10 protein-coding genes are annotated in these 12,022 nt (G+C 68.6%); 3 read left to right on the plus strand and 7 right to left on the minus strand.

The window, feature by feature from the left end:
- Positions 1-207: 207 nt before the first annotated feature.
- Positions 208-1,068 (minus strand): Fpg/Nei family DNA glycosylase, encoded by an 861-nt coding sequence (locus tag OG559_RS12420; RefSeq protein WP_405115305.1) that lies wholly within the window; start codon positions 1,066-1,068, stop codon positions 208-210.
- 24 nt (positions 1,069-1,092) lie between these two features.
- Here OG559_RS12420 and OG559_RS12425 point away from each other — a divergent pair, with 24 nt between their 5' ends.
- The 3 genes from OG559_RS12425 to OG559_RS12435 are packed head-to-tail and all read left to right on the plus strand — an operon-like array spanning position 1,093 to position 3,080.
- Positions 1,093-2,343 carry a glycosyltransferase gene (locus OG559_RS12425; protein WP_405115307.1) on the plus strand — a complete coding sequence of 417 codons (1,251 nt, stop codon included), beginning with the start codon at positions 1,093-1,095 and terminating at the stop codon, positions 2,341-2,343.
- 51 nt (positions 2,344-2,394) lie between these two features.
- The gene (locus OG559_RS12430; protein ID WP_405115309.1) at positions 2,395-2,679 is read left to right on the plus strand and encodes a type II toxin-antitoxin system Phd/YefM family antitoxin; all 285 of its coding nucleotides are present in this window, start codon (positions 2,395-2,397) and stop codon (positions 2,677-2,679) included.
- A complete protein-coding gene (locus OG559_RS12435; protein WP_405115311.1) occupies positions 2,676-3,080 on the plus strand; it encodes a type II toxin-antitoxin system VapC family toxin in 405 nt (134 codons plus the stop codon). The genes OG559_RS12430 and OG559_RS12435 overlap by 4 nt, the downstream gene beginning before the upstream one ends.
- Positions 3,081-3,137: 57 nt before the next feature.
- Here OG559_RS12435 and OG559_RS12440 read toward each other — a convergent pair whose 3' ends face one another.
- From OG559_RS12440 to OG559_RS12465, 6 genes are all read right to left on the minus strand, one after another.
- Positions 3,138-3,473 (minus strand): type II toxin-antitoxin system PemK/MazF family toxin, encoded by a 336-nt coding sequence (locus tag OG559_RS12440; protein WP_405115313.1) that lies wholly within the window; start codon positions 3,471-3,473, stop codon positions 3,138-3,140.
- Complete coding sequence (locus OG559_RS12445; protein WP_405115315.1) at positions 3,467-3,820, minus strand: hypothetical protein; 354 nt, start codon at positions 3,818-3,820, stop codon at positions 3,467-3,469. Before OG559_RS12445 ends, OG559_RS12440 begins: the two co-directional genes overlap by 7 nt.
- A gap of 80 nt (positions 3,821-3,900) precedes the next feature.
- A complete protein-coding gene (locus OG559_RS12450) occupies positions 3,901-7,122 on the minus strand; it encodes a type I restriction endonuclease subunit R (RefSeq protein ID WP_405115317.1) in 3,222 nt (1,073 codons plus the stop codon).
- Positions 7,123-7,151: 29 nt separating this feature from the next.
- Entirely contained in the window at positions 7,152-8,324 is a 1,173-nt protein-coding gene (locus OG559_RS12455; protein ID WP_405115319.1) for a restriction endonuclease subunit S, read from the minus strand.
- The gene (locus tag OG559_RS12460) at positions 8,321-9,934 is read right to left on the minus strand and encodes a type I restriction-modification system subunit M (protein WP_405115321.1); all 1,614 of its coding nucleotides are present in this window, start codon (positions 9,932-9,934) and stop codon (positions 8,321-8,323) included. The genes OG559_RS12455 and OG559_RS12460 overlap by 4 nt, the downstream gene beginning before the upstream one ends.
- A 21-nt stretch (positions 9,935-9,955) precedes the next feature.
- Positions 9,956-11,992 carry an SAM-dependent DNA methyltransferase gene (locus OG559_RS12465; protein ID WP_405115323.1) on the minus strand — a complete coding sequence of 679 codons (2,037 nt, stop codon included), beginning with the start codon at positions 11,990-11,992 and terminating at the stop codon, positions 9,956-9,958.
- Positions 11,993-12,022: the final 30 nt, after the last annotated feature.

The following is a 12,022-nucleotide window of genomic DNA, read 5'->3' on the forward strand; positions in this document are numbered from 1 at the left end:
CAGTTTCCCACGCGGGGTCCGCACCGGATGTAGACCCGAGGGACTTCTCGCCCGGTGTGCCGCGCAGGATCCGGCCGGCTTCACCTCAGGTGCGAAAGCCGGGGACCGAGCCACTATACCGATGGATGGCGGCCCCGGTAGAGGCGCGGACCGGGAGGATCGGGGCTCGCCCGGCGATTCCACTCCGTAACACCCCCTCGTCGTCACTCAGCGTACAAGGCGAGACAGCCGACGGTCAGCGAGGGGCTTGCCGCCGGTCTGACAGGTGGGGCAGTACTGGAGGCTGGAATCGGCGAAGGAGACCTCCCGCACGGTGTCGCCGCAGATGGGACAGGGCAGCCCCGTCCGGGCGTGCACGGTCAGCCCGGACCGCTTCTCGCCCTTCAACTCCGCCGCCTTTTGTCCCAGTGAGCGGGACACCGCGTCGCCCAGCACCCGGCCGGTCGCCTCGTGCAGGGCGGCGACCTGTTCGTCGGTCAGCCGGTCGGACAGCGCGAACGGGGACAGCCGCGCGGCGTGCAGGATCTCGTCGGAGTACGCGTTGCCCACCCCGGCCAGCACCGTCTGGTCGGTCAGCACCCCCTTGACCTGCCCCCGCCGGCTGCGCAGCCGCCCGGCGAAGGTGTCCAGGTCGGCGGCGAGCGCGTCCGGGCCGAGCTTCGCCACCCCGGGCACCGCCGCCGGGTCGGTGACCAGGTACGCGGCCAGCTTCTTCTGGGTGCCCGCCTCGGTCAGGTCGAAGCCGGAGCCGTCGTCGAGCCGGACCCGCAGGGCGATCGGCCCCTTGCCGGGGCGCAGCGGCCCGCCGGAGGGAAACGCCTCCCGGTAGTGCAGCCAGCCAGCCCGGGCCAGGTGCACCACCAGGTGCAGGTCGTCGTCGAAGACCACGGCGAGGAACTTGCCGTGCCGCCGGGCGTCGGTCACCGTACGGCCCGACGCGGCGGCCGGCGCCGGCTCGTACGTCTTCAGGGCGCTGATCGCGGCGACCTCGACCCGGTCGACGCGCCGCCCCACCGCGCGCTCCCGCAGGTAGCCGGCGAGCGCTTCCACCTCGGGAAGTTCAGGCATCAGGCAACGGTAGCCTTCTTTCCCGTGAGAGTCGTGGTGGCGCACAACCGGTACCGGGAGGCCCAGCCCTCCGGCGAGAACACGATCGTCGACGCGGAGATCGCCCAGCTCACGGCGGCCGGGGTCGAGGTGCTGCCGTTCCTGCGCAGCTCCGACGAGATCCCGAGCATGCCGAAGTCGGCCAAGGCCCTGCTGCCGGTCTCCCCGATCTACGCCCCCCGGGCGCAGCAGGAGCTGAGCCGGCTGATCACCGAGCACCGGCCGGACGTGCTGCACCTGCACAACCCGTACCCGCTGCTCTCGCCCTGGGTGGTGCGGACCGCGCACAAGCACGGCGTGCCGGTCGTGCAGACGGTGCACAACTACCGGCAGGTCTGCTCCTCCGGGCTGTACTTCCGCGACGGCATGATCTGCCAGGACTGCCGGGGCCGGACGCTCGGCGTGCCGGCGATCGTGCACCGCTGCTACCGGGGCTCGCGGGCGCAGAGCGCGCTGATGGCCACCACCCTCGCGGTGCACCGGGGCACCTGGAAGTCGGTGGACCGCTTCATCGCCCTCACGAGCGCCGTCGCCGACCACCTGCGCGACTACGGCGTCCCGGCGGACCGGATCGTGGTGAAGCCGAACGGCATCCCCGACCCGGGCGCGCCCGCGCCGCTCGGCGACGGCTTCCTGTACTTGGCGCGGCTCTCCCCGGAGAAGGGGCTGGGCCTGCTGCTGGACGCCTGGCGGCGGCACCCGGACGGCTCACTCGGCCCGCTGCGCATCGCCGGCGACGGCGAACTGCGCCCGCTGGCCGAGGCCGCTGCCGCCGAGCGCGCCGACGTGACGTACCTGGGGTCGCTGGACCGCGCCGGGGTGCGCGCGGCGATCGAGGCCAGCGCGGTGATCATCGCTGCCTCCACCTGGCACGACGTGCTGCCCACGGTGATCATCGAGGCGCTGGCCAGTGGGCGGCCGGTGCTCGGCACCGCCCTCGGCGGCATCCCGTACCTCCTCGGCGCGGACGGCCCGCGCGAGCCCGCCGGCACCGGCCCGGCCGCCGTCGCCACCGCGGCACCTGGGGAGGGGCGCGTCGCGCTGCCGGTGGGGGTGCAGGCGGGCGAGGCGGGCTGGGTGGTGCCCCCGGAGCCGGCCGCGATGGCCGCCGCGCTGCCGGTGGCGCGGGCCGGCGCGGCGATGCTGGCCCCGGCCGCCCGCGCCCGCTACGAGCGCACCTTCCACCCCGACGTGGTCACGCAGAGGCTGATCGACGTGTACGCCTCGCTCAGCTGACCGCCGCTTGTGGGTACAATGTTGGCGTTGTCGGCACAAGGGAGGCGTGGCGTGAGCACCGTGTCCGTGCGCGAGTTCTCCTACAACCCGAGCGCGATGTTCGCCCGGGTGGAGCGGGGCGAGACGATCGAGGTGACGCGGCACGGCAGCGTGATCGCCGTGCTGCTGCCGGGTGGGGGGACGCTCGGCAGATACGCGTCCCTGGTGGCCAAAGGGGTGATCCGCCTCAAGGCGACCACCACGAGCGACATCGACCGGCTGCCCCATTACGACGTACCGCCCGATGTGTCGCCCCTCGATCTGCTGCTGGCCGACCGAGAGGACGATGAGCGGTGATCTACCTCGACTCGTCCGCCTTGATCACGCTGCTCTCCGGGCGCACCTACGCCACCGAACTGCAGGAGTTCCTGGAGAACCGCGCTGGTGTGCCGATGGCGATCAGCTCCGTGGGTTTCGTCGAGACGGTACGCACCCTCGACCGGATCGGAGACTATCCGGACGCCATGCAGATGCTGGCACGAAATTTCACCGAGATCCTGTTGACCGAGGAGGTCCGGGATCTCGCGGCAGCTCTCCCCACCGGCATCCGGACGTTGGACGCGCTGCACGTGGCGAGTGCCCAGGTTCTCGGCGATGCGCTCGACGTGCTGGTCACCTACGACAAGCGGATGGCGGACATCGCAGCTTCGGTGGGCTTGCCGGTCGCGGCTCCCGGCACCGACCAGCCAGCCACCTGACACCCGTGTCGCCCCTCGGCCTGCTGCTGGCCGACCGCGAGGACGACGAGCGGACGACTACAGGCCGAGAATCTGTCGGACGCACTCCTCGACGCGGCGAAGCTCTGCCGGGGCCAGCCTGCCGAGTCGTCGGCGCAGGCGAGGCTTGTCGATAGTGTGCAGGTCGGTGCAGTTCACGTACGACTGGTCGTACTTGGTCAGGCCGGCTTCGCGCCCGACCGGAACATGGGTGGCGGTCGGCCCGGCGGTGCCCGTCACCAGCGCGACCGTGACCGACGACAGGGGCAGGGCTATGCGGTTGACGGTCAGCACGACCACAGGGTGTGGCCCGAGAGGTTGAGGCAGCGCGCACGCCCACACCTCGCCTCGCAGGGCTGTGTCGGCACCTACCACTGAGCGTCGTCCGCTGCCTTGAGCTCGGCCTCGGTGGCGGGGATGACTCCGGCGGGACGGGGGGCCGGCTCGCCGTTGTAGAAGGCGCGGATCTCCTCCGCTGCCTGCTCTTCCGCTGCTTCACGAACCAGGAGGCGGAGACCTTCCCGCAAGGCTTCGGAGGTGGAGCCGAGGTTGAGGTGCCGTACCACCATCTCCAGGTTGGCCACCTCGTCCGGCTGGAGGCGGACCTGAGCGACCTTGGTGCCGGCCTTCGCGTCTCGCCCCTTCCCCCGTTCCGAACGCTTGGCTGACTTGCGAGCCTTTCCGCTGGCACGGGCCGGCAGCTCTTGTCGTACAGGTGTCATACACCGATTGTGACGCGGCCTGGCCAGCCCGTCAAACACTCCCGCAATACCTGACCCGCTGGAGAAGGGGCGGCTTCCGGTCACCGCCGGGCGGTTTGCCCTCCCGGAGCCCATTCGTTGGCGAAGGTCTCCATCTGGCGGATGACCAGGTCGACGGCGGCGCGCTCGTGGTCCGGCGGGTAGTCGTAGCGAGCCAGCAGCCGGCGGATGTGGCTGCGGAGCTTGGCGCGCACCGGCTCACGGGAGAACCAGTCGACCGTGATCGACGACTGGATCGACCGGACCAGCTCCCGGGCGATCTCGGCCAGGGTGCCGATGCCCATGAGCTCGGTGGCCGCGCCGTTCTGCGCGACGGCGTCGTAGAAGGCCAGCTCGGCGTGGTTGAGCGGAGGGTCGAACTGGTGGCCGCGCCGGGCGTCCGCAGACACCTGCTTGGCCAGCTCGACCAGCTCGACGATGAGCTGCGCGCTGGTCAACTGCTGGCGCATGTAGCGGTTCATCAAGTCTTCGAGCTGAGCAGAGAAGCGCTCCTGACGAACCACGTTGTGCTTGGTGACCTCACGCATCTTCTGCTCGATCAGCCGACGGAGCGCCGAGACGGCGAGGTGCGGGGTCTCCGAGTCCCGCAGGCGCTGCAACGCGACCTCGTTGAGCTCGGTGATGTCGAGCTTGCCGAGGCCCGCCTCTTCGTAGATGTCGGTGATGTCGGCGGCGTCGACCACCTCGGCGGCGAGCGCGGACAGGTAGCGCTTGACCTGAGCCGTGTTGGGCAGGCCCCGGGCCTCCCGGTCGGCGGCCTCCTCCTTCACGATCCAGACCCGGACGTCACGGAAGAAATGGATGTCGCGGCGCAGGCGCTGGATGTCGCCAGCACGATCAACGAAGTCGTTGTCGCTGGCACAAAGCGCGTAGAACCGTTCCAGCCGGCCCGCCGAGTCGCGGAACCGCTGGTGCAGCGGCTTCGTGCCGGGCTCGACGGCGTTGCCGGGCGTGCGCGGATCGCGCAGGAAGTTGACGGTCTTCCGCACCGCCCGGAGCCAGCGGGCCGGGATCTTCTCGTCGTCGAGGATCGCCCGCCACTTCACCGGGGCCAACATGGCCTCGATGGCGGAGATCTCGTTGTGCACCTCGCTGATCGCCCGGTCGATCTGCCTGCCGAGGGTCTGGTCCTCCTGGTCGCTCGGGGTGTACTCGGTGAGCGCCTTGCGCAGGTTCTCGGTCAGCGGGGCGTAGCCGACCAGCAGCCCGTCCTGCTTCTCCCGAAAGCGACGGTTGACCCGGGCGAGCGCCTGCATGAGGTTGGCGCCCTTCATCGGCCGGTCCATGTAGATGGTGTGGATCGGCGGCGCGTCATAGCCGGTGAGCAGCATCGAGTGCACGATGAGCAGCTCCAGCGGGTCGTCCGGGTCCTTGGCGCGGGCCTGGACGATCTTCTGCTGCGACGGGCGCAGGTGATGCGGACGGAACATCTCCTCGTCGCTCGGGGCGCTGTGGAAGACGATCTTCATCTTGCCCTTGTCGACGGCCGGGTCCGCCCAGCCCTCCCGCTGCTTCAGCTTCTTGATGGCATCGAAGACCAGGACGGAGATCTCCCGGGTCGCGCAGACGAGCATCGCCTTGCCCGGCCCGCCGAGCTGAGGCTTCATCAGCTCGCGCCGCTTCTCCCAGTGTTGGACGAGGTCCTTCGCCAGGGTCTCGACCCGGTCGGGGGCACCGTAGATGGTGTTCATGGTGGCCGCGTACGCCTCGGCCCTGCGCCGCTCGGCGTCGTCCAGGCTGGCGGTGAGCGTCTCCACCTGCTCGTCGATGCTGTCCGGGTCGATGTCCGGCGGCAGCGACACCGGGATGATCCGCGGCTCGTGGTAGACCCGCACGGTCGCCTCGTCGTCGACGGCACGCTTGAGGTCGTATACGTCGATGTAGTCACCGAAGACGGCACGGGTGTTCACCTCGGCGCTGGCGATCGGGGTGCCGGTGAAGGCGATGAACGTGGCGTAGGGCAGCGCGTCGCGCAGGTGGCGGGCGTAGCCGTCGAGGCTGTCGTAGTGGCTGCGGTGCGCCTCGTCGACGATCACCAGGATGTTGCGCCGGTCGGAGAGCAGCGGATGCGCCCGCCCGGCCTCCCGCTCTTCCTTCGTACGCCCGAACTTCTGCAATGTCGTGAAGATGATGCCGCCGGCATTCCGGTTCGACAGCTTGTCCCGCAGATCGGCGCGGGTGTCGGCCTGCTCCGGCTCCTGGCCGAGCAGCAGCTGGCTGTCCTGGAACGTGCCGTAGAGCTGGTCGTCGAGGTCGGTGCGGTCGGTGAGCACCACGATGGTCGGGTTCTTCAGCGCGGGTTGACGGCTGGTCAGCGCCGCCGTGCAGACCATCTCCTCGGACTTGCCGGAGCCCTGGGTGTGCCAGACGACGCCCGCCTTCCCGTCACTGCGCGAGGCCCGCACGATGCACTCGACGGCCCGGACGACCGCGAAGTACTGGTGTGCCTTGGCGATCCGCTTACCTTTTGGCGTGAAGTTGACGAAGCCGCCGGCCAGCTCCAGGAAACGCCGCTGGTTGAACAGGCCGTGGAGGGCGACGATCAGCGCCTCCGGGCCGTCATAGTCGGGTGCGGTGGTGTCGACGGGATCGCCATCGTCGTCGACGTTCCACGGCGCGAAGTGCTCGTAGGGGGTGAACGGGGTGCCGTACTTCGCGGTGATCCCGTCGGAGATCAGGCACAGCACGGCGTGCCGGAACGCCAGCGGAAACTCCGCGAGGTACGTCTGGAGTTGGGCGTGCGCGCCGGTGAGGGTGGCGTTCTCGTCGGCGGCGTTCTTCAGCTCGACGATGGCAACCGGCAGCCCGTTGAGGTAGAGCACCACGTCGAGCCGCCGCCGGAAGTCACCGTCGATGATCGTGACCTGGTCGATGGCCCGGTAGACGTTGCGGGCGGGGTCGTGCAGGTCGACCAGGCACACGGTGGGGTTGTGCTCGGCACCGTACGCGTCGGTGTAGACGATCGAGTGGATGCCGTGGACCAGCCGCTTGTGCGCCTCCCGGTTCTCGTCGAATGCGGCCCCGGAGCGTTCGTCGGTGGCGGCCCGCACCGCGTCGGCGACCGCTGTGGGGGGCAGGTCGGGGTTGAGACGCTCAATGGCAGCCCGAAGGTCCTCGAAGAGCACCAGATCGGCCCAGTTCCGCCGCTGCCCGGAGCCCGGCGCGAAGTTCTTCCCTTCTCCGGGTTCCCAGCCAAGCTCGCCGAGTTGCTCCAGCGCCAGCGCCTCCCAGTCCGCCTCGTTCATTCGCCCGTCCAACCCCATCCCAGCCCCTCCCCATGAACCCTTTTTACCTAGACCGCTACTTCGACAACATGCTCGGCGTCTTTGATCCGCAGCTGCCCTGACATCAAACCCGGCAACAATGTGTCCCGCAGTTGGGTGAGCGCTTGGTTTTCCCGGGCCATCTGCTCTCGCACCGCGAACAGCGGTCGAACGCGTTCGGTGAACTCAGCGATGGTCTCCCCGTTGGGCAGATGCACCGGAATGGCTAGCGCCCTTGACCTGTTTAGACCAGGGACGGCTGAGTCGGAGTTCATCTCGCTCAAACCCAGACGGGTCAGCAGGAAGTACACATACTCAGTGGTGAGTCGGTCGTCAGTCACGCTGATGTAGTAAGTGGTGTCGATCGGGAAGAAGTCGCGGTGGGACCAGTAGACCGAGCCGACGGTGCCCTTGCGGCCAACGATGATTCCGGGACCGCGTACCAGAGACTGGTCGTGCCAGCCTGAAGGGCCGCCGCTACCATAAACGGCTACCGGCCCAGGGCGGCGCTGCGCTGCTGGAAGCGCCTTCCCATAAGATAACTCGATCACATCGCCGAGGGTGCATGCTCGCTCGGCTTGTTGTGCTACGCGAGCGTGTTCGGCAGCGGCCAGCATGTGAGTGGTCTCAGCGATGCGGTCGTTGACCGCAATCTTGTCATCGATAGCGCCGAGCAGGGCGGCGACGCTTTTCTGTATTACTCGTGGTGGGACCAGTACTGGAACCTCGCCTAGAATTTTGGAGTTGAGGTTCAGCATGGTTGCCCCGACGGCGTGACGAACAATCCATCGGCGAACTTCCGGATGGCCTAGGTAGTAGGATAGGTACCTGGAATCTACGGCCGCTCCCGGACGAATCCGCAGGCATCCGGTGCCGCAAAGCCAGCCCTCCTGATTCGCTCTGACGAGAGCCCGCCGCTCGACGTCACCTCGACGCGAGTACACAATGTCGCCTTCGGTCAAGAGATAGCGAGAAAGCCTCCGGGCATCCTCCGAAGTGATACGGGCAATGCCTTCAGGGTGGATTACATTGTCGCCAATATTCTGGGGCATGACGCTTGGAATGCCGTGTTCGACGTAGTCCGAGGCATGTAGCTGGCTACCGAATGGTCCTGTCTGGATGTCACCACCTTCAGCGCTGCATAACTCGGCCAGAGTGGCACATTGCCACTGTGCGGGTGCCTCGAAGAGTGTTGCCGTCACATCAGCCTCCCCAACTGGTCACGGATTGCACCTTCCAGTTGGTTGGAATCGTCGAAGTGGTCGTACAGCTCCTTGGTGAGTCGCTCGATACGGTCGGCGAGCGGCTCGGCGTCCGGGTCCTCTTCGGCTTCGGCGGCACCGACGTAGCGGCCGGGGGTGAGGACGTGGTCGTGGGCAACTACCTCGTCGAGCTTGGCGGAGTAGCAGAAGCCGGGCACGTTATCGTACGTCTGGCCTTTAGTCTTGGCTGAATTGGTGCCGCGCCAGGCGTGGTAGGTGTCGGCGATTTTGGCGATGTCGTCATCGGTGAAGAGGCGCTCGGTGCGGTCGACCATGGTGCCGAGCGCGCGAGCGTCGATGAAGAGGATTTCGCCGCGTCGGTCGGCCAGCGCTTTCGCGCCCTGCGGTGACTTGTCCTTTGTCAGGAACCACAGGCAGGCGGGGATGGCGGTGGTGCGGAACAGGTTCGGCGGGAGGGCGACCATGCAGGCCACCACATCCGCCTCGACCATGGCCTTGCGGATCTCCCCTTCGCCGGACTGCTTGGAGGACATCGAGCCGTTGGCGAGGACGACGCCCGCGCTGCCCCGGTCGCCCAGCTTGTAGAGCATGTGCTGAAGCCAGGCGTAGTTGGCGTTGCTCTGCGGCGGCGTGCCGTAGCGCCAGCGCGGATCAGACTCGCGGCGGGCCCAGTCGCTCATGTTGAACGGTGGGTTGGCCATGATGAAGTCGGCGCGCATGTCCGGGTGCTTGTCGTCCGCGAACGTGTCGCCCCAGCGGTCGCCGATGCCCACCGGGTCCATGCCATGGATGGCGAGGTTCATCTTCGCCAGCCGCCAGGTGCGCTCGTTGGCTTCCTGGCCGTAGATGGCGATGTCGTGGGTGTGTTCTCGCCCGGCGTGCTTCTCCACGAACTTCTTCGACTGAACGAACATGCCGCCGGAGCCGCAGCACGGGTCGTAGACCCGGCCTTCGTAGGGCTCCAACACCTCGACGAGAATCCGCACCACGCTGGACGGGGTGTAGAACTCACCGGCCCGCTTGCCCTCGGCGCGGGCGAACCGCTCCAGGAAGTATTCGTACGTCTCGCCGAGGACGTCCTGCGCCTTGCGATCGCCGTGGCCGGTGAAGCGGGCGTCGCTGATCAGGTCGACGAGTTCCTTCAACCGCTTCTGGTCGACGTTGTCCCGGTTGAAGATCTTCGGGAGGACGCCCTTCAGCGCTCGATTCTCCTGCATGATGGCGTCCATGGCGTCGTCGAGCAGCTCGCCGACGCCGCTGGGCGCGTTCTCCACCAGGTAGTCCCACCGAGCGGTCTCCGGGACCCAGAAGACGTTGGCGCTGGCGTACTCGTCGCGTTCGTCGAGGAAGGCGGCGCGGCGGTTCTCCGGGATGTCGGAGAGGCTGGCCTCGATCTGGTCGCGGCGTTCGGCGAACGCGTCCGAGACGTACTTGAGGAAGACCAGGCCGAGGACGAACTCCTTGTACTGTGCGGCGTCCATGGAGCCGCGCAGCTTGTCGGCGGCCTTCCACAGGATGTCCTGGATCTGCTTGGTGCTGGACACGCCGAACAGTTCAGCCTGCCCGGTGGCGCGTTTACGTGGTGGCACTTGTGTGTTCCGTTCTCTCGATCAGGAGTTCGTACCGTACAGAGTCGTGAGGGTGCCGTCGGCGAAGCCGGTCACGGTGAGTTCGCGCAACTCGGCCAGGAGGCCGGCCTGCCGGTGGAGCAGACGCTCGCGTTCCTCCAGGTGGCGCAGCAGCTCGTCGAGGCGGGTCGCCTCGTCCCGGCTCAGGTCGGGGATCGTGGCGTCTGCAAGTCGCGGGCCGCGTACTGCGCCGGGGCTGCGTGCGGTGTTGCGGGCGGTGGCGAGGAGGGCCCGTAGCACCCGGGGGGTCAACGATTCGCCGGGAGAGATGCGCAGGCCGCAGGCCGGGAACTCGATCACCGAGAAGCCGCCGTCGTCGACGAAGACACCGAACCGGGGGACGCTGGTGACCACAAGATCACCCGGTTCGGTGAAGGCGACGTGCGGGTAGTGCGCAGCGAGCACGAGCCGGTCCATCCAGCGCCCGGACGCCTGCGCTAGGACCTCCGCCGAGCCGATGACCCGGTGGTGACCACGCGGTCCGACATGCTCAGGACGGAGGCGGTGCCCGGCAAGCTGGCGGACCCGGCGAGCCGTTCGTAGCGCCCCGAGGGAAAGCTCCTTCGGCCTGACTCCGTCGCGCTGCGCCGCCCCGGTGTTCAGGGGGCCGTGCTCCTCCGCGTACCGGATGGCCTCTTGCTCGGCGTCGGTGAGACGGCGCTCGACTTCGCCGACGAGCGCGGGGCGGTCGGCGGCCAGCCGGGCCCGCAGGGTGACCGACGCCGGACCCGGAGGCCGGAGTGCGGCACCCCGATACAGGTCGAGGCTCTCCAGTGAGACGATCCGGCCGGTCCGCGGATCGTGGCCGTCGCTGCGGTGCCCCTCGGCCCGCCAGAGGAGGATGTCCTCCGCCGCGGACTCGATGGTGGGTTGGTCGAGCGCGGTGCCGCCGAGGTCGGCGAGCAGCACGCGACCCTTGGTGGTGGGGATCGGCTCCCGGGTCAGCAGCCACAGCGCGGCGGGATAGCCGGGCCTGGCCGGATAGACACCGCCCGGTAGCTGCACGATTGCCTCGACGATGCCGCTGCGCACCAGCGCCGCTCGGCGCATCACTGCCGGTCCCTCCCGCAGCTTATCGACGAGGCTGCTGGCGGGACCGACGACGATGGCCGTGCGGCCCGGAGCGAGCAGATCGGCGATGGCCTCGACCCGGTCGAGATCGGTGAGGGCGTCACGACTCTCAGTCGGCCTGTAGGGGAGCCGGGTGACGATGAGGTCCGGCTCGGCGAACTCCTCGTTCAGCTCGTCGGAGCGCACGTCGAAGTGGAACTCGGGCAACTCGGCGAGGAGTAACTGTCGGCGGACCAGGCGGGCGAGTTCCTCGTTGGCGGCGGACGCGTTGACGCGCAGGTTGTCGCGGTCCTGATCGCTTACCAGCGCGGTCAGCAGGTCGCCGCTGCCCGCGTTCGCGTCGGCGATGGTGACGGTGCCGTGAGCGCGGACCCGGGTCGGCAGATCGGCGACCCGACGGATCAGGGTGACCGCCTCCGGGGCGAGTGCGTCCGCCGTCAGTTCTGGCCAGCCGAGGCGGTTGGCGGAGCTGAGCAGAAACCGATAGCTGCGCCAGGGGTCGTAGGCACCCTCGATCAGTTGCTCGACCAGTTGGGCGAGCCTGGCAGGTTCAGGCGCGTCGGCCAGCTCGCGCAACAGGAAGTCGTCCTCGGGATCGAGGCGGCGGGCCAGCGGCAGGGGATCGGCTGGCAGCGCCCGGCGGGCGAGGTGGCGGAGGCACAGCGCGGCACCGAGGACGACGACCGTGCGCCGGCCGCCGTGCCGCCTGGCGAACGCCGCCAGCGTGTGCATGGACTGCTCGGCGCGCAGGGTGGCGGGTTCGGCGTGGCCGAGCCCGGTCTGGAGCAGCCAGGCCACGACCGCGTCTGCGGAGAAGAGCGGTTGGCCGTGATCGCCCGAGCTGGGTGCGGGGAAGTCGGAATGCCGCCGACGCCAGGTCGTGACCGCTGGCTTGCTGACGCGTGCGAGCAGTGCGATCTCGCGCTGTGACATCAATTCCGGCTCCATGGCTCACCTCCTCGCTCTGGCGGTCACGAT

It is taken from the genome of Micromonospora sp. NBC_01405 (assembly GCF_045040155.1).
In the GTDB taxonomy this organism is placed as follows: domain Bacteria; phylum Actinomycetota; class Actinomycetes; order Mycobacteriales; family Micromonosporaceae; genus Micromonospora.